Origin of the sequence: Pseudomonas sp. A25(2017), assembly GCF_002001065.1 — a bacterium.
Lineage (GTDB): Bacteria > Pseudomonadota > Gammaproteobacteria > Pseudomonadales > Pseudomonadaceae > Aquipseudomonas > Aquipseudomonas kilonensis.
In genome coordinates this window covers 55,846-74,302 of record NZ_MUOA01000068.1, presented here as the reverse complement: position 1 = coordinate 74,302, position 18,457 = coordinate 55,846, and the positions used below count along the sequence as shown (strand labels likewise).

The following is an 18,457-nucleotide window of genomic DNA, read 5'->3' as shown; positions in this document are numbered from 1 at the left end:
CGGCGGTTACTCGTGTTCTTCCAGGTAACGCAACGCCAGTTGCTCCGTCGCCACCTTGGCCGCAGGCGGCAGGTGCGGGGCCACCAGCATCATGATCTGGTAGACCACCAGTCGCACCTCGCCCTCGCGGTCCAGGATCCGCTGGTAGTCCAGGGAGAACAGCAAGGTCATGGTGATCTGCTCCACCAACTGCCCCAGGGCCTGGGTATCGCTGACCAGCAATCCCTGGGCCTTGAGTTGCGCCAGCAGTGAGGCGAGGGTGCGCTTCAGGGCATTGAGCAATTGGCGGATACCCTTGGCCAGCTTCGGCAGGCGTCCGGCCAGGTTCGACAGGTCCTGGAACAGAAACCGGTACTGGGCCAGGCGCTCGACGATCAAGTGCAGGAACAGCCAGTAGTCTTCCGGCGCCAACTGCACGTCCGCCGGAGGGTCCAGCAGCGGCGCCAGTTCGCCCTGGAATCGCTCGAACAGCCCGAGGATCAGCGGTTCCTTGCCATGGAAGTGGTAGTAGAGGTTGCCCGGGCTGATGCCCATTTCGTTGGCAACTTCCAGGGTGGAGACGTTCGGTTCGCCCTTTTCGTTGAACAATTGCAGGGCACATTCAAGGATGCGGTCGCGGGTTTTCATCCGGTCTTCTTAATGATCAAGTCATGCCACGGCCAATCGCCTGGCCGTGGGGTAAGGCCTTCAGCGCACGCGAACATAGGTGCCGGGAGCGGCGTCCAGAGGCGGGTAGTTCGCATTGCCCAAGGTCATCTGGGTTTCGTGCTGGGCACCGGAGCGTTCCTGGATCCAGCCCAGCCATGGGGTCCACCAACTGCCTTCGACGTGCTTGGCGTCGTAGTACCAGGCCCGTGGGTCGCTGCTCAATTTTGCGCTTTCGATGAAGTTGGCCTTGGGGTTGCCCGGCGGGTTGAGGATGCTCTGGACATGGCCGCTGTTGGAAAGCACGAAGCGTTTTTCGCCACCGAGCAACAGGGTCGAGCGATACACCGCGTCCCACGGCGTGATGTGGTCATTGATGCCGCCCACACTGAAGCTGTCCACCGTCACTTTCTGCAGGTCGATGGGCGTGCCGCACACTTCCAGGCCGCCGGGATGGGTCAGTGGGTTGTGCTTGAAGAAGTCCAGCAGGTCGCCGTGGTAAGCCGCCGGCAGCCGGGTGCAGTCGTTGTTCCAATAGAGGATGTCGAAGGCCGGTGGCTCCTTGCCCAGCAGGTAGTTGTTGATGAAGTAGGTCCAGATCAGATCGTTGGGGCGCATCCAGGCAAACACCCGGGCCAGGTCGCGGCCATCGAGGATGCCTTTCTGGTAGGAACGGCGCTTGGCGGCTTCGAGAGTCTGCTCGTCGATGAACAACGTGGCCTGGCTGTCGATCTGGCTGTCCAGCAGGCTCACCAGGTAGGTGGCACTGGCGACCCGGCGTAACTGGCGCTTGGCTTGCAGGTGGCCTTGCAGGGCCGCGATGGTCAGGCCCCCGGCGCAGGCGCCCATCAGGTTGACCTCGCGGGCACCGGTGATCGCCCGGCAGACGTTCATGGCCTCTTCCACGGCCTCGACGTAGCTGGACAGGCCCCATTCGCGGTGGCGTACGTCAGGGTTGCGCCAACTGATGATGAAGACCTGCAAACCGTTTTTCAGGGCGTACTGGACGAAGCTGTTGGAAGGACTCAGGTCGAAAATGTAGAACTTGTTGATCTGCGGCGGCACGATCAGCAACGGTTTGGCGTATTGCTTTTCGCTCATGGACCGGTACTGGATCAGCTCGAGCAATTCGTTGCGAAACACCACCGCGCCAGGGGTGGTCGCCAGGGTCTTGCCGACTTCAAAGGCATGGGGCGTGACTTGTCGCGGCAACCCGTCGTTGTGCAGCAGGTCATCCACCAGGTGGCTGAGGCCTCGGACCAGGCTGGTACCGCCGGAGTTGAACAGTTCCTTGACCGCCAGTGGGTTGAGCAAGGTATTGGACGGCGATACGGCGTCGTTGAGCAGGGCGAAGGCGAAGTGGGCGCGGGCGCGGTCATCCTGGCTCATGGTGCTTTCGTCGATCCAGCTCGTGACCTGCTTCTGCCAGCTCAGGTAAGCCTGCAGGCTGCGGCGGTAGAACGGATTGAGCTGCCAGGTGGGATCGGCAAAACGCGGGTCGTTGGGGTTGGTGGGGTGCAGGGTCTCGCCCAGCAGCACGCGGCCCAGTTGGCCGCCCAGTTTCAACGCGTGCCGGGCACTGTGCACCGGGTTGCGCAAGCCGTGTGCGGCGACGCTGCGCAAGGTCGACAGCAAGTCCCTGCCACGCAGGCCGGTGACCGCACTTTGTGCGTTGATGAAGTTGGCAGGGGCGGGTATGGAACCCTTCGCCGGTTTGTCGCGCATGAGTCAACTCCTTCGTCATCAGGCTAAAAACAAACACACCGAACCAGACAACATAGTCGCTGTTTCGGGTCGCTGCGCGGTCCGGCGTCCTGCCAGGCGCTAATGGGCGGTTTTAGCCGCCGCCCAGCGGCGAGGGATGCGGATGCATCACGGCACGCTGACGTTCTTCCTCGAGGAATTTCATGATGATCGGCGCCACCGCCTCGGCCCGGGTGATCAGGAACAGGTGGCCATCATCGATGATGTGCAATTGAGCGTTGGGAATGCGCCAGGCCAGCATGCGCATGTTGATCAGCGGGATCAGCGGATCGTCGTCGCCGGCCAGCACCAGGGTCGGCTGGTGGATCTTGTGCAGCCAGTGGATGCTGGTCCAGCCCAGGCCGGCGAACAGTTGCCAGTAATAACCGAGCTTGCCCGCCGAACGAACCTTGGCCGCATGGCTGGCCGCCAGGCTCGGGTCGCGACGGAACGAACCGCCGTAGATCAGTGGGGCGATACGCATCACATGGGACGGTTGAACGTAGCGCCGGGGGCTGGCCATCATCCACAGTACCTTCGGTTTGCCCGGTATCATCACCGCCCCGGCCGCCGTGGCCGCCAGGACCAGCTTCTTGCAGCGCTCGGGGTAGTCATAGGCGAACTGCTGGGCCAGGGCGCCCCCCCAGGACACGCCGATCACGTTGACCTGCCCGTAGTCGAGGTAATCGAGCATCCGCGCGGTGAGTTTGGCCAGGCCAGGAAAGCGATACGGCCGGTTGGGCGTCGATGAACCGCCGACACCGGGTACGTCAAAGGCGATGACTTCCAGGTCCGGGTCCAAGGCCTGGATGAACGGGAACACCAGCTCGAGGTTGGCGCCGATGCCGTTGAAAATCAGCAGGGGCGTCAAGTGAGGCTTGCCGGGACGTACCGCGGTGCGCAAGGTCTGGCCATCCAGATCGACGGTACGGAAGATGTACGGTTGCGGCATGCTTCAAGCCCTGTGGGTCATGTCTCGGTTTACCTGTGTTCGGTCTGTCAGACCGAGTCGCGGCCTTCGCGAGCAAGCCCGCTCCCACGTTGGGTTCTGCTGTGAACATGAGTTTCAGGTTCGCAACCGATCAAATGTGGGAGCGGGCTTGCTCGCGAAGACGGCCTTGTATTCACCAGTAATGTCGGCTGTCGAAGTGCATTCGTGAGCAAGCCCACTCCCGCAGCAGACGAGTTGCATCCATTACCGCTCATGCACATAGGTGCCGGGTGCCGCTTCACCGGCCGGGTAGGCCTTGTTACCCAGCACGGTCGGGGCTTTCTTCAGTTTGCCCGAGCGCTCGGCCTGCCAGGCCTGCCAGTGCAGCCACCAGGAATCGGTGTGCTTGGTGGAGTTTTCCTGCCAGTCCTCGGCCTTGGTCGGCATGTCCTCGCTGGTCATGTAGCGCGACTTGGGGTTGCCTGGCGGGTTGAGGATGCTCTGGATATGGCCACTGCTCGACAGCACGAACTCCACCTTGCCGCCAAACAACTGCGCCGATTTGTAGCAGGACTTCCACGGCGTGATGTGGTCGTTGGTGCCAGCCAGGGAGTAGATGTCGGCGGTGACCTGCTTGAGGTCGATGGGCGTGCCGCACACTTCCAGTGCATTGGGACGGATCAGTGGATTGTTCTTGAACATTTCGATGAGGTCGCCGTGGAACGCCGCCGGCAGCCGCGTGGTATCGTTGTTCCAGAACAGGATGTCGAACACGGGCGGCTCGTTGCCCAACAGGTAGTTGTTGACCCAGTAGTTCCAGATCAGGTCGTTGGGGCGCATCCAGGCGAACACCTTGGCCATGTCGCGGCCTTCGAGTACACCGGCCTGGTAGGAGTGACGCTTGGCCGCCTCAAGGGTCTGTTCGTCGACGAACAGTGCCACGTCGGTGTCCAGGGTGGTGTCGAGCACACTCACCAGCAGGGTCAGCGCATTGACCTTTTTCTCGCCGAGGGCGGCGTAATGGCCCAGCAGCGCGGTGCAGGTGATGCCGCCCGAGCAGGCGCCGAGCATGTTTATGTCCTTGCTGCCGGTGATGGCCGTGACCACGTCCACCGCTTCCTTGAGCGCCTCGATGTAAGTCGACAGGCCCCACTCGCGCTGCTCCTTGGTGGGGTTGCGCCAACTGATGACGAAGGTCTGCACGTTGCTGCGCAGGCAGAAGCGCGCCAGGCTCTTGTCCGGGCTCAGGTCGAATACGTAGAACTTGTTGATCTGTGGCGGCACCACCAGCAGCGGTCGCTCGTGGACCTGCTCGGTGATGGGCCGGTAGTGGATCAGCTCCAGCACGTCGTTGCGAAACACCACGGCGCCTTCGGTCACGCCCAGGCTCTTGCCGACCTCGAACGCGCCCATGTTGACCTGGCTCGGCATCCCGCCGTTGTGCACCAGGTCCTTGGCCAGGTGGGACAGGCCGTCCAGCAGGCTCTTGCCGCCGGTTTCGAAGAAGCGCTTGACCGCCGCCGGGTTGGCCGCCGAGTTGGTCGGGGCCATGGCTTCGGTCATCAGGTTGATCACGAAATGCCCGCGGCTGATGTCCGCGGGCGAGAGGTTGCTGTCGTCGATCCAGGCGTGCAGCTCCTTGCGCCACGCCAGGTAGGTTTGCAGGTAGCGCTTGTAGAGCGGGTTCTGGCTCCACGCCGGGTCAGCGAAGCGACGGTCGTCGCCGGCCGGTTGCAGTTCGGATTTGCCGAACAGGACATTCTTGAGTTCGACGCCGAAATGGGCGACGTGCTTGACGCTGTGCAGCGGTTGTTTGATGGCCTGGGTCAGCACCATGCGGGCAGAGGCCAGCAGATCTTTTCTGCGCAAGCCGACGACGGGATTCAACCCCAGGGTATTTTCCGAGGCTTGATACTTCAGGTCATCGTTGTTCTTGTTGCTCATCTACGACGCTCCATTGTCCTTCAGACGAGTACCCGGATCGTGCCATGAAGACACACAGCCGATACCAGGTACGCTGCTCGGGTGACCATTAATTCCGCATCGAGGTCCAATGAGGAAACGTATGCCAGGAACTCGCCGGTTCCTTTGCAGGTAACTTGCCAGCTCCATTGGTTACCCGAGTTTAATTTTTTTCGCAAGCAGGCCAGTCATTGACGTTGCCGCGCGGGCATTCAAGCAGATGAGTCTAGAAAATTCGCCCTAAAGCGCCAGCCCTTGAGTTAGAGCATCAGCTTGACGACGGACTCGTTCGGATCGCGGGTTTTCCCGGCAGCCTTGAGTTCGCCAAGATAATCGTTCCACAAGTCTTCCTGACGCACCGCCAACTGATAGAGATAGTCCCACGTGAACAGTCCGCTGTCGTGGCCGTCGTCGAAGGTCAGTTTCAGTGCGTATTGGCCGGCCGGTTCGACCTTGGTCAGGGCAACGTTGAGCTTGCCGTATTGCAGGATGGGTTTGCCGTGGCCCTGGACCTCGGCGGAAGGCGAGTGCACCCGCAGGAATTCGGCGGGCAGGTGATACTCCTCGTCCGGCGCGTATTTGAGCGTCAGGGTCCTGGAGGCTTTGTGCAGGTTGATGGCGGTGGGGAGTTTGGTCATGGCCTGTGATCCGTCTCTGAAGGATGCCTTGATCTGCAAAAACGACACGGTCCATGTGGGAGCGAGCTGTGTGGGAGCAAGGCTTGCCCGCGATGAAAACGCCGCGGTCTCTTGAGGACCGCAGCGCCTGGATCGCGAGCAAGCCTTGCTCCCACACAGCTCGCTCCCACAGGTCCCGGGAAACCTGTCAGTGATTTACAGGATATACCGCGACAGATCTTCGTTCTGCGCCAGCTCACCCAGGTGGCTGTTGACGTACTCGGCGTCGATGAGGATCGGCGCTTCGTTGTGGGCGCTCGCCAGGTCGCCGGCGCTGAACGAGACTTCCTCGAGCAAGCGTTCGAGCAGCGTGTGCAGGCGACGGGCACCGATGTTCTCGGTCTTCTCGTTGACCTGCCAGGCGATCTGGGCCAGGCGCTTGATGCCTTCTGGCGTGAACTCGATGTTCAGGCCTTCGGTCTTGAGCAGCGCGCAATACTGTTCGGTCAGGGACGCGTGGGGCTCGCTGAGGATGCGTTCGAAGTCTTCGGGCGTCAGCGCCTTGAGTTCGACACGGATCGGCAGGCGACCCTGCAGCTCCGGCACCAGGTCGCTCGGCTTGCTCAGGTGGAACGCACCGGAGGCGATGAACAGGATGTGGTCGGTCTTGACCATGCCCAGCTTGGTGTTGACCGTGCAGCCTTCGATCAGCGGCAGCAGGTCGCGTTGTACACCTTCGCGGGACACATCGGCACCGCCGACATTGCCGCGCTTGGCGACCTTGTCGATTTCGTCGATGAACACGATGCCATGCTGCTCGACCGCCTCCAGCGCCTTGGCCTTCAACTCTTCTTCGTTGACCAGGCGACCGGCTTCCTCATCGCGCACCAGCTTCAGCGCTTCCTTGACCTTGAGCTTGCGGTTTTTCTTCTTGCCCTTGCCCATGTTGGCGAACAGGCTCTGCAACTGGTTGGTCATCTCTTCCATGCCGGGCGGCGCGGAAATATCGACGCCGGCCATTTCGGCCACTTCGATCTCGATTTCCTTGTCGTCCAGCTGGCCTTCGCGCAGGCGCTTGCGGAACAGCTGGCGGGTGTTGGAGTCCTGGGTCGCGGCGGCGTCGGCGTTGAAGCCCATGCGCGCCGGTGGCAGCAGGGCGTCAAGGATGCGCTCTTCGGCGGCGTCTTCGGCGCGGTGGCGGACCTTGGTGATTTCCTGTTCGCGCAGCAGCTTGATGGCGGCATCGGCCAGGTCACGGATGATCGACTCGACGTCGCGACCGACATAGCCGACTTCGGTGAACTTGGTGGCTTCGACCTTGATGAACGGCGCGTTGGCGAGTTTGGCCAGGCGCCGGGCGATTTCGGTTTTACCGACACCGGTCGGGCCGATCATCAGGATGTTCTTGGGGGTCACTTCGACGCGCAGTTCTTCGGGCAGTTGCATCCGGCGCCAGCGGTTACGCAGGGCGATGGCGACGGCGCGCTTGGCATCGTCCTGGCCGATGATATGGCGGTTGAGTTCGTGGACGATTTCGCGGGGAGTCATGGACATAATAATGGGTGGTCCTCAAGCAGGAATGGGCCGTGGCGTGGGTCGCCTGGACAGGCTTATTCCGCGAGGTCCTGCTCCTCAATGGTCTGGGTGTGGTTGGTGAATACACAGATGTCGCCGGCAATGCCCAAGGCAGTCTCGACGATCTCACGGGCCGACAGGTCGGTTTTTTTCAGCAGGGCGCTGGCCGCAGCCTGGGCATAGGCTCCGCCGGAACCCATGGCGATCAGGCCGTCTTCGGGCTCAACGACGTCGCCGTTGCCAGTGATGATCAGGGAGGCGTCCTTGTTGGCGACCGCGAGCATGGCTTCGAGGCGGCTCAGGGAGCGGTCGGTGCGCCATTCCTTGGCCAGTTCCACGGCGGCACGGACCAGGTGGCCCTGGTGTTTCTCAAGCTGGCCTTCGAAACGTTCGAACAAGGTGAAGGCGTCGGCAGTGGCCCCGGCGAAACCGGCGATGACTTCGCCGTGATACAAGCGGCGGACTTTCTTCGCGTTGCCTTTCATCACGGTGTTGCCCAGTGAAACCTGGCCGTCGCCGCCCATGACGACTTTGCCATGACGGCGGACTGAAACGATGGTGGTCAAGGGAGAGTCTCCACGCAGCGGGGCGAAAATGCCCGGATGGAACTCATATGGGGGTGGCGTGGTTTTTTTCAACTGCGGGGGACGAGTGGTGCGAGTCACGTAGGAGCTGTCGAGTGCAACGAGGCTGCGATCTTTCCCCAGACCATTGAGTCTCAAGCGAAAGATCAAGATCAAAAGATCGCAGCCTCGCTCCGCTCGACAGCTCCTACAGGCCCAGCGGGAGCAAGCTCCCTCGCCACGAAAGCCCCGCAGCCACAGATGCCTTCGTTAGAATCAGCGGCTTTGGCGTTGTTGTAACAACAGATTGCTGAAACCGCTGCCAGCCAGTTGCTTCTGGGCCTTGGTCAGTTCCTCGCGGTTGCTGAACGGCCCGACCAGTACCCGGTACCAGGTTTCGTCCTTCACGGTGCCGGACTCCACTGACACGGACTGGCCTAGCAGAATGATCTGTGCCCGGACCTTGTCGGCGTCGGCTTCCTTGCGGAACGAACCGGCCTGCAGGAAGAACTTCGTCACCGGCGCGGCTTTCTGCACCGGAGGGGCCGGTGGCGGCGTGATGCCGGCCAGGGCCGCCTGGGCGCGAGCGGTGTCGATCTTCGCCGCTTCGGCTGGGGTCACCGGCGTGGTGGGCACTTGCGGCGTCGGCAGGGTTTTCTCCGGCACGGCCTCGGGCGGCACGATGACTTCCGATTCCGGCAGCAAGGTGTAGAAGTCGTACTTCGGCTTCACCGGTTGCGTCGGGCTTGGCGGGGTCTTGTTGGCCTCGGCGATGCGCGTGGCTTTCTGCTGCTCTTGCCGGACGCGCTTGACGTCATCGCCCTGGCCCGGATCCAGCTTCATCAGAAACACAATGAACGCGCCGACGGTCAGGCCGATGGCCATCCACAACCAGCCCGGAATCGGCTGTTTGGCCGGGGGCTGGTAACGACTGGCGCCGCGCTTGGGTGCAGGTTTTTTCTTGGCGGCCAACTTACATGCGCTCCAGGGTTTCCAGGCCCAGCAGTTCCAGGCCTTGCTTGAGCGTACGCCCGGTCAGCGCGGCGAGGCGCAGGCGGCTCTGCATTTGCTCTGGGGTTTGCGCGTTGAGGATCGGGCAGTTCTCGTAGAAGCTGGAGAACAGGCCGGCGACATCGTACAGGTAGGCGCACAGGGTGTGCGGCGTGCCCTTGTCGGCGACGTTATTCAACACTTCACCGAACTGCGCCAGCTTCGCCGCCAGCTCCTGTTCATGAGGGGCCTCGAGCACAATCTGGCCGTCCACTTCATTGAAGCTTTTGCCGAGCTTGCGGAACACCCCCGCCACGCGGGTGTAGGCGTACAGCAGGTACGGCGCGGTGTTGCCTTCGAAATTGAGCATCAGGTCGAAGTTGAAGCTGTAGTCGCTGGTGCGGTGCTTGGACAGGTCGGCGTATTTCACCGCGTCGATGCCCACGACCTTGGCGATCTTGCGCAGTTCGTCTTCGGCCAGCTCGGGGTTCTTGCCCTTGACCAGGGTGTAGGCGCGGTCCTGGGCTTCGGTCAGCAGGTCGATCAGCTTCACCGTGCCGCCATCGCGGGTCTTGAACGGGCGGCCGTCGGCGCCGTTCATGGTGCCGAAGCCCATGTGCTCCATCTCCATTGGATGGGTCACGAAACCGGCCAGGCGTGCGACTTCGAACACTTGCTGGAAGTGCAGGGCCTGGCGCTGGTCGACGAAGTACAGCACCCGATCGGCCTTGAGCACGCCGTTGCGGTAGCGCACAGCTGCCAGGTCGGTGGTGGCGTAGAGGTAGCCACCGTCGGCCTTGACGATGATCACCGGCAGCGGCTCGCCATCGGCGGTCTTGAACTGGTCGAGGAACACGCACTGGGCGCCGTTGCTTTCCACCAGCATGCCCTTGGCCTTGAGGTCGTTGACCACGTTGATCAGGTCGTCGTTGTAGGCGCTTTCGCCCATCACGTCGGCCATGGTCAATTTGACGTTCAGCAACTCGTAGATTTTCTGGCAGTGGGACAGGGAGATGTCCTTGAACTTGCTCCACAGTGCCAGGCACTCGGCATCGCCGGCCTGCAGCTTGACCACCAGGCCCCGGGCACGGTCGGCGAACTCGGGCGACTCGTCGAAGCGTTGCTTGGCGGCGCGGTAGAAGTTCTCCAGGTCCGACAGCTCGTCACTGGTGATTGGGTTTTCCTGCAGGTAGGCCATCAGCATGCCGAACTGGGTGCCCCAGTCGCCCACGTGGTTCTGACGGATCACGGTGTCGCCGAGAAACTCCAGGACCCGGGCCACGCCGTCGCCGATGATGGTCGAGCGCAGGTGGCCGACGTGCATTTCCTTGGCCAGGTTGGGGGCCGAGAGGTCGACCACGGTGCGCTGCAACGGGCCGGCCTTGCGCACGCCAATGCGTTCGTCAGCCAGGGCCGCGTCAAGGCGCGAAGCCAGGGCCTGGGTGTTCTGGAAGAAATTGATGAACCCGGGCCCGGCAATGTCGGCCTTGCTGACGTTCTCGTCGGCCGGCAGCGCATTGATGATTTTCTCCGCCAGGTCCCGTGGCTTCATGCCAGCCGGCTTGGCGAGCATCATCGCGATATTGCTGGCGAAGTCGCCGTGGGTCTTGTCGCGGGTGTTTTCGACCTGAATCGCCGGCGACAGGCCTTCTGGCAGCACACCTTCAGTGACGAGTTGGGCGATGGCTTGCTGGATGAGCTGGCGAATGGTGTCTTTCATGGTCTTCTCTTTCAACCGCAGGCGCGGCGGCGCTTCGATGCGCTGGTGGAAAAACTGGGCATTATCCGTGGCGAAGACGGGCTTGCCAACTGTAGCGGGTCGGTTGGGGATGTGTGGTGACTATTCGAGCGTCATCGCGAGCAGGCTCGCTCCCACATTGGAATGCGATTCCCTGTGGGAGCGAGCCTGCTCGCGATGACGATGTCTGAATCAATACAAATCCACCGGATCCACATCCAGCGACCAGCGCACCGCCCGCCCGCTGGGCATCTGTTCCAGCACCAGCAGCCAGGCGCTCAGCAGTCGATGCAGCGGTGCCCGGGCATTGGCCTGTAATAAAAGCTGCGCGCGATAGCGCCCGGCCCGCCGTTCCATCGGCGCCGGCACCGGGCCCAAGAGTTCGATGCCGGTGAGATTCTGCTCCGCCAGCAAGCGCTCTGCCTCGCTGCAGGCCTCATCGAGAAAGCCTTCGGCCTGCCCCGGCTTGTGGGCTTCGGCCCGCAACAGCGCCAGGTGGGCAAAAGGCGGCAGGCCGGCGCTGCGGCGTTCGCTCAAGGCCTGTTCGGCGAAGGCGAAATAACCTTGTTCGGTCAGTTGGATCAATAGCGGATGATCGGCCAGGTGGGTCTGGATGATCACTTTGCCCGGCTCCTCGGCCCGCCCGGCCCGGCCTGCGACCTGGACGATCAACTGCGCCATGCGCTCGCTGGCGCGGAAATCACCGGAAAACAGTCCGCCATCGGCGTCGAGGATCGACACCAGCGTGACCCGTGGGAAGTGGTGCCCCTTGGCGAGCATCTGCGTGCCCACCAGGATGCACGGCTGGCCCTTCTGGATCGTGGCGAACAACTGGTTCATCGCGTCCTTGCGCGAAGTGCTGTCGCGATCCACCCGCAGTACCGGGTAATCGGGGAACAGGATGCCCAGCCGTTCTTCGGCACGCTCGGTGCCGGCACCGACCGGGCGCAAGTCCACTTTGCCGCACTGCGGGCAATGCCTTGGCACGCGCTCGACGTGGCCGCAATGGTGGCAACGCAGCTCGCCATGGCGTTGATGCACGGTCATCCGTGCGTCGCAACGTTCGCAGCCCGACATCCAGCCGCAGTCGTGGCACAGCAGGGTCGGGGCAAAACCGCGGCGATTGAGGAACACCAGGACCTGTTGCCCGGCAGCCAGGGTCTGGCCGATGGCTTGCTGCATCGGCCCGGAAATGCCGCTGTCCAGCGGGCGACTTTTCACGTCCAGGCGCAGGAAGCGCGGTTGCTTGGCGCCGCCGGCCCGCTCATTGAGGCGCAGCAGGCCGTAGCGGCCGGTGTAGGCGTTGTGCAGGCTTTCCAGCGATGGCGTGGCTGAGCCGAGGACGATCGGAATGTTTTCCTGGCGGGCGCGCACCAGCGCCAGGTCGCGGGCGTGGTAGCGCAGGCCTTCCTGCTGTTTATAAGAGCCGTCGTGTTCTTCGTCGATGATGATCAGGCCAGGGTTCTTCATCGGTGTGAACAGGGCCGAACGGGTGCCGATGATGATGTCGGCCTCGCCGTCACGGGCGGCGAGCCAGGCCTCCAGGCGTTCGCGGTCGTTGACCGCCGAGTGCACCAGGGCGATCCGGGCGTTGAAGCGCTGTTCGAAGCGCGCCAGGGTTTGTGGGCCGAGGTTGATTTCCGGAATCAGCACCAGGGCCTGCTTGCCGGCCTCCAGGGTCTGGCGGATCAGTTGCAGGTAGACCTCGGTCTTGCCGCTGCCAGTGACGCCGGCCAGCAGAAAGGCGTGATAGCTGTCGAGACCTGCGCGAATCGCTTCGCAAGCAGCCCGCTGTTCGGCGTTGAGCGGCAGTTCCGGCTGGGCCAGCCAATGTTCATGGCGGACACCGGGGGCGTGCCTGCGCACTTCCACCTGCACCAGGTCCTTGGCCAGCAGTAGATCGAGACTGTCCTTGCTGAGCATCAGTTTGCTCAGCAATTGATGCGCCACGCCGTGGGGATGCTGGGCCAGGGTCGTCAAGGCCTCACGCTGGCGCGGGGCACGGGCGATGCGCGGGTCGTCCAGCGAGGCGCCAGGTGCCACCGACCAGAACCGCTCCTGGCGCGCCTCGGCCGGTTCGCCCTGGCGCAGCAGCACCGGCAGCGCCCAACTCAGGGTGTCGCCGAGACTGTGCTGGTAATACTGGGACGTCCACAGGCACAACTTGAACAGCGCGGCGGGCAGTGGCGGTGTGGCATCGAGCAGGGCCAGGGCTGGTTTGAGCTTGTCGACCGGAACCTCGCTGTGGTCGGTGACCTCCACCAGGATGCCGATCATTTCCCGCCGGCCGAACGGCACCCGCAGACGCATGCCCGGCTGCAACTGGGTGCGCAGGACCCCGGCCGGGGCGCGGTAGTCGAACAGGCGGCGCAGGGGCGAAGGCAAGGCGAGGCGCAGGATGGCGTCGGGCACGCGGGAGGGTCTCGATAAACGGATGAATTCAGAAAGCTGGAACAACCCCTGTGGGAGCGAGCCTGCTCGCGATAGCGGTAGATCAGCCACATGGAGATAGGTTGACACTCCGCCATCGCGAGCAGGCTCGCTCCCACAAAAGAGCTTGCGCATGAGGCCGGGAGCCTAGCAGACGGTTGGTACAAGTCATAGCTTGCGTGATTGATGTTGTCTGGTAGAATCCGCGGCCTAATTACGTGCGGTATTCAACAATAGTGTTGGATGGCGGCACGCTAGCCTGAGGAAAACAGCATGAAAACCGATATCCATCCGGAATACCCAGCAATTGCCGTAACCTGCAGCTGCGGCAACAAGTTCGAAACGCGTTCGACCTACGGCAAAGCCCTGGCGATCGACGTTTGCAACGAATGCCACCCGTTCTACACCGGTAAGCAAAAGACTCTGGATACCGGCGGCCGTGTTCAGAAGTTCGCCGATCGTTTCGGTGCTTTCGGCAAGGTTACTCCAAAAGCCTGAGGCTGATCATTCTGGAGGGTCGTCTCGACTGCTCCGGATTGATAAAGAAGGCGTCCCTTGTGGACGCCTTTTTTGTGTCTGCGATAAGTCGAGGTGTCGAGTTTCGTCGCGTTCAATGGGCGGAGCGGGATGTCTCGACGAAAAATTGTAGACATTTCTCTGTCTGATTGTATGCATATAGGCCTTGTGTTTCGCGGCCCTTGGCCCAAAGTCGTAGGGCTGGGCGCTTGACAGTAGTGACTGGTCAGTCTTGTGGGGACTTTACGAGGCGCGTATCCTCGGCGGTCCGTCTGTCCAACACAGTAAAAAGCGGAATGCCCACATGTCTGATCTGAAAACTGCCGCTCTCGAATATCACGCTCATCCTCGTCCAGGAAAGCTGAGTGTCGAGCTCACCAAGGCCACCGCTACTGCTCGCGACTTGTCGCTGGCCTACAGCCCCGGCGTAGCCGAACCAGTCCGCGAAATCGCTCGCGACCCTGAACTGGCCTACAGATACACCGGTAAAGGCAACCTGGTTGCAGTCATTTCCGATGGCACCGCGATTCTCGGCCTGGGTAACCTCGGCCCATTGGCTTCCAAGCCGGTCATGGAAGGCAAGGGCGTGCTGTTCAAGCGCTTCGCCGGTATCGACGTATTCGACATCGAAGTCGACTCCGAGAGCCCGCAAGCCTTCATCGACACCGTCAAGCGCATCTCCATCACCTTCGGTGGCATCAACCTGGAAGACATCAAGGCACCTGAGTGCTTCGAGATCGAGCGCGCCCTGATCGAACAGTGCGACATTCCGGTATTCCACGATGACCAGCACGGCACCGCGATCGTTACCGCGGCCGGCATGATCAACGCCCTGGAAATCGCCGGCAAGACCCTGCCGGAAGCCAAGATCGTCTGCCTCGGCGCTGGCGCTGCGGCCATCTCCTGCATGAAGTTGCTGGTGAGCATGGGCGCCAATATCGAAAACATCTTCATGGTCGACCGTACCGGTGTGATCCACTCCGGCCGTGACGACCTGAACCAGTACAAGGCTGTGTTCGCCCACGCGACCGAGAAGCGCTCCCTGGCGGACGCGCTGGACGGTGCCGACGTGTTCGTCGGCCTGTCGGGCCCGAACCTGCTGAGCGCGGAAAACCTGCTGCGCATGGCGTCGAACCCAATCGTGTTCGCGTGCTCGAACCCGGATCCGGAAATCGCCCCGGAACTGGCTCACGCGACCCGTAACGACGTGATCATGGCCACCGGCCGTTCGGACTACCCGAACCAGGTCAACAACGTACTGGGCTTCCCGTTCATCTTCCGTGGTGCCCTGGACGTTCGCGCCAAGCGCATCAACGAAGAAATGAAAGTCGCGGCCGCCAACGCCCTGCGCGAACTGGCCAAGCTGCCGGTGCCTCAGGAAGTGTGCGACGCCTACGGCGGCATCAAGCTGGAATTCGGTCGTGAGTACATCATCCCGAAACCAATGGACGCCCGCCTGATCACCTTGATCTCCGATGCCGTGGCCAAGGCCGCCATCGAGACTGGCGTGGCCACCCTGCCGTATCCGAAGAACTACCCGCTCAAGAGCGTGGATGACGTGTTCAACGGCTAAGCCGTTGTAGCGCTTCAACAAAAAGCCCCGGCTCCTGTGAGTCGGGGCTTTTTTGTGCCTGCCGGTTTTGTGTGGCCACCACAAATCCCTGTGGGAGCCGAGCTTGCTCGCGATTGCAGTCTGGCATTCAACATCGATGCAAGCTGACCTTCCGCCATCGCGAGCAAGCTCGGCTCCCACATTTGGTCGGTGGTGGGCTTTGATTGTGGCTACCGCAAATCCCTGTGGGAGTGAGCTTGCTCGCGATTGCAGTTTGGCATTCAACATCGATGCAAGCTGACCCGCCGCCATCGCGAGCAAGCTCGGCTCCCACATTTGGTCGGTGGTGGGCTTTGATTGTGGCTACCGCAAATCCCTGTGGGAGCGAGCTTGCTCGCGATTGCAGTCTGGCATTCAACATCGATGCATGCTGACCCGCCGCCATCGCGAGCAAGCTCGGCTCCCACATTTGGTCGGTGGTGGGCTTTGATTGTGGCTACCGCAAATCCCCGTGGGAGCGAGCTTGCTCGCGATTGCAGTCTGGCATTCAACATCGATGCAAGCTGACCTTCCGCCATCGCGAGCAAGCTCGGCTCCCACATTTGATCGGTGATGGACTTTGATTGCGTCCACCGCAAATCCCTGTGGGGGCCGGTCAGAACAGATCGATCGGCGCCGCTTCATCCGCCGGCAGCGGGCTGCCCGGCGCTACACCGTTGCCCAGCTCATTGGCCGAGGGAGGGGTGTCTTCGCTCTTGAACAGTTCGAAGTACGCCCCCGGGGTGCCTGGCGTGGCGGCGCGGCCGCTGACCGGGTCGACCCGCAGGCTGAGGATGCCTTCCGGTTCCGGCTGGGTGTGCGGCGGCTTGTCCTTGAGGGCGGCGCCCATGTAGTTCATCCAGATCGGCAGCGCCACGGTGCCGCCGAACTCGCGGCGACCCAGGCTTTCGGGCTGGTCGAAACCGGTCCAGACGGTGGTTATGTAATCGGCGTTGTAGCCGGAGAACCAGGCGTCCTTGGATTCGTTGGTGGTACCGGTCTTGCCCGCCAGGTCGGTGCGGCCCAGGGCCAGGGCGCGGCGGCCAGTGCCGAGCTTGATCACGTCCTGCAGCATGCTGTTGAGAATGTAGGTGGTACGGCCATCGACAATGCGTTCCGCGATGGCAGGCGCTTGGGGCAGGCCAGGGGGCGTGGTGGCTTCGCCCGGTGTCGCATTGACCGTGAACGTCTCGGTGGACGGTGCGGCGACGCCATCGCTGGCCTGCTCACCCGTGGGAACGCGTGGCGGGTTGGCGACGAACAGCGTTTCACCGTTGCGGCTTTCAATCTTGTCGATGATGTACGGGGTGATCTTGTACCCGCCGTTGGCGAACGCGCTCCAGCCCGTGGCGATCTCCATCGGCGTCAAGGTCGCGGTGCCCAGGGCCAGGGACAGGTTGCGCGGCAGGTCCTGCTTGTTGAAGCCGAACTTGCTGATGTAGTCGATGGTGCGGTCCACGCCCAGCGCTTGCAGCAGGCGGATCGAGACCAGGTTGCGGGACTTGTACAGCGCTTCGCGCAGGCGAATCGGGCCGAGGAACGTATTGGTGTCGTTCTTCGGGCGCCAGACCTTGTCCAGGTACTCGTCGACGAACACGATTGGCGCATCGTTGACCAGGCTGGCGGCGGTGTAGCCGTTATCCAGGGCGGCGCTGTAGACGAACGGCTTGAAGCTCGAGCCCGGCTGGCGCTTGGCCTGCAACGCTCGGTTGTAATTGCTTTGCTCGAAGGCGAAGCCACCCACCAGCGAACGAATGGCGCCGTTCTGCGGGTCGAGGGACACCAGTGCGCCCTGGGCGGCCGGGATCTGGCTGAACTTCAGGGTGTTGTCCGCTTGGCGCTGGACGCGGATCAGGTCGCCGACCTGGGCGACGTCCGACGGCTGCCGTGGGTTGGCACCCATGCTGTTGGTATTGAGGAACGGGCGGGCCCACTTCATGGTGTCCCAGGCCACGTGTTCTTCCTGTTCGGCGTTGCGGGTCAGCACCTTGATGCCGTCCTTGTCCACCGACGTGACGATCGCCGGCTCCAGGCTGCTGATGGTGCGTTGCTTGGTCAGCTCCAGTGCCCAGGCTTCCTTGGTCTTGCCCGGCAGGCGCGATTCAGGGCCGCGGTAGCCGTGGCGCTGGTCGTAGGTCATCAGGCCTTCGTGCAGCGCGGTGTTGGCCATTTCCTGCAAGTTGCTCGGCACCGTGGTGGTCACGCGAAAACCTTCGGTATAAGCATCGCTGCCATAGCGCCCGACCATCTCGGCACGGGCCATCTCGGCGATGTACGGGGCGTTCACTTCCGGGGTCGGTACGTGATAGCTGGCGTTCAGCGGCTCATTGATCGCGGTGGTGTAGTCGGCCTCGCTGATCTTGCCGAGCTTGTACATGCGCCCCAGGATCCAGTCGCGACGCTCCTTGCTGCGCGCCGGGTTGGCCAGCGGGTTGAAGCGCGACGGTGCCTTGGGCAGGCCGGCGATCATCGCCATCTGCGCCAGGCTCACATCGCGGATCGACTTGCCGTAATACACCTGCGCCGCCGCCTCGATGCCGTAGGCGCGGTTGCCCAGGTAAATCTTGTTCACGTACAGCTCGAGGATTTCATCCTTGGTTAGCTGCCGCTCGATCTGCAAGGCCAGGAGGATCTCGGTGGTCTTGCGCGAGAAGCTGCGCTCGCTGGTCAGGAAGAAGTTCTTGGCCACCTGCATGGTGATGGTGCTGCCGCCGGACTGGATGTGCCCGCTCTTGACCAACTGGCTGGCGGCGCGCATCAGGCTGCCTGGATCGACGCCATAGTGATTGGCGAAGTTATCGTCTTCAGCACTTAGTAACGCATTGATGAAATTGGGGGGAATGTCGGCGAAACGGATTGGTGTGCGGCGCATTTCGCCAAATTCGGCGATCAACTTGTTGTCGCTGCTGTACACCCGCAAAGGAATCTGCAACTGAATACTTCTCAGCGCCTCCACGGACGGCAATCCCGGACTAAGGTAAAGAAAAGCACCGCTCAGGCCCAAGAGCAGTCCGCAGAAAACGGCGACGATGGACCATCCGAAAAATTTCAGCAGACGAATCAAGGCTTTTGGATATCCAGGCAAAGAATGAAAAAGGCGCCAGGTGCAGGGATGGACCCGTGCTTGCAACAAAGCGAAAAAAAACGCTGGGCATT

The 18,457-nt window shown here is 62.2% G+C and carries 13 protein-coding genes; 2 read left to right on the top strand and 11 right to left on the bottom strand.

All coding sequences use genetic code 11. The features are described 5' to 3' along the window. Nucleotides 1-6 precede the first annotated feature (6 nt). The 10 genes from B0E42_RS16645 to B0E42_RS16600 all read right to left on the bottom strand — a co-directional run bounded on the left by B0E42_RS16645 (nt 7) and on the right by B0E42_RS16600 (nt 13,176). Nucleotides 7-627: a TetR/AcrR family transcriptional regulator gene (locus B0E42_RS16645; protein ID WP_053177799.1), complete on the bottom strand. Its 621-nt coding sequence runs from the start codon at nt 625-627 to the stop codon at nt 7-9. A 60-nt stretch (nt 628-687) separates the two neighbouring features. After that, nucleotides 688-2,370: a class II poly(R)-hydroxyalkanoic acid synthase gene (phaC, locus tag B0E42_RS16640; protein WP_053177802.1), complete on the bottom strand. Its 1,683-nt coding sequence runs from the start codon at nt 2,368-2,370 to the stop codon at nt 688-690. A 112-nt stretch (nt 2,371-2,482) separates the two neighbouring features. Next, complete coding sequence (gene phaZ, locus B0E42_RS16635; protein WP_053177804.1) at nt 2,483-3,340, bottom strand: poly(3-hydroxyalkanoate) depolymerase; 858 nt, start codon at nt 3,338-3,340, stop codon at nt 2,483-2,485. Between the two features lie 243 nt (nt 3,341-3,583). Beyond that, the gene (phaC, locus tag B0E42_RS16630) at nt 3,584-5,263 is read right to left on the bottom strand and encodes a class II poly(R)-hydroxyalkanoic acid synthase (RefSeq protein WP_018606684.1); all 1,680 of its coding nucleotides are present in this window, start codon (nt 5,261-5,263) and stop codon (nt 3,584-3,586) included. Nucleotides 5,264-5,541: 278 nt separating this feature from the next. Next, complete coding sequence (locus B0E42_RS16625) at nt 5,542-5,919, bottom strand: gamma-butyrobetaine hydroxylase-like domain-containing protein (protein WP_018606686.1); 378 nt, start codon at nt 5,917-5,919, stop codon at nt 5,542-5,544. 195 nt (nt 5,920-6,114) lie between these two features. Next, a complete protein-coding gene (gene hslU / locus B0E42_RS16620) occupies nt 6,115-7,452 on the bottom strand; it encodes an ATP-dependent protease ATPase subunit HslU (RefSeq protein ID WP_003196955.1) in 1,338 nt (445 codons plus the stop codon). Between the two features lie 56 nt (nt 7,453-7,508). Further along, complete coding sequence (hslV, locus tag B0E42_RS16615) at nt 7,509-8,039, bottom strand: ATP-dependent protease subunit HslV (protein ID WP_003196958.1); 531 nt, start codon at nt 8,037-8,039, stop codon at nt 7,509-7,511. Nucleotides 8,040-8,312: 273 nt separating this feature from the next. After that, nucleotides 8,313-9,008: an SPOR domain-containing protein gene (locus B0E42_RS16610; protein WP_018606713.1), complete on the bottom strand. Its 696-nt coding sequence runs from the start codon at nt 9,006-9,008 to the stop codon at nt 8,313-8,315. A 1-nt stretch (nt 9,009) separates the two neighbouring features. After that, nucleotides 9,010-10,746: an arginine--tRNA ligase gene (argS, locus tag B0E42_RS16605; RefSeq protein WP_077506871.1), complete on the bottom strand. Its 1,737-nt coding sequence runs from the start codon at nt 10,744-10,746 to the stop codon at nt 9,010-9,012. A 210-nt stretch (nt 10,747-10,956) separates the two neighbouring features. Then, nucleotides 10,957-13,176: a primosomal protein N' gene (locus B0E42_RS16600; RefSeq protein WP_053177810.1), complete on the bottom strand. Its 2,220-nt coding sequence runs from the start codon at nt 13,174-13,176 to the stop codon at nt 10,957-10,959. A 291-nt stretch (nt 13,177-13,467) separates the two neighbouring features. Between B0E42_RS16600 and rpmE the strand changes: the two genes are divergently transcribed. Together rpmE and B0E42_RS16590 are read left to right on the top strand one after the other, a co-directional pair. Further along, the gene (gene rpmE / locus B0E42_RS16595) at nt 13,468-13,692 is read left to right on the top strand and encodes a 50S ribosomal protein L31 (RefSeq protein WP_014336159.1); all 225 of its coding nucleotides are present in this window, start codon (nt 13,468-13,470) and stop codon (nt 13,690-13,692) included. A 322-nt stretch (nt 13,693-14,014) separates the two neighbouring features. Next, nucleotides 14,015-15,283 (top strand): malic enzyme-like NAD(P)-binding protein, encoded by a 1,269-nt coding sequence (locus tag B0E42_RS16590; protein ID WP_077506870.1) that lies wholly within the window; start codon nt 14,015-14,017, stop codon nt 15,281-15,283. Between the two features lie 634 nt (nt 15,284-15,917). Here B0E42_RS16590 and B0E42_RS16585 read toward each other — a convergent pair. After that, nucleotides 15,918-18,362: a penicillin-binding protein 1A gene (locus tag B0E42_RS16585; RefSeq protein WP_371915897.1), complete on the bottom strand. Its 2,445-nt coding sequence runs from the start codon at nt 18,360-18,362 to the stop codon at nt 15,918-15,920. Nucleotides 18,363-18,457 lie beyond the last annotated feature (95 nt).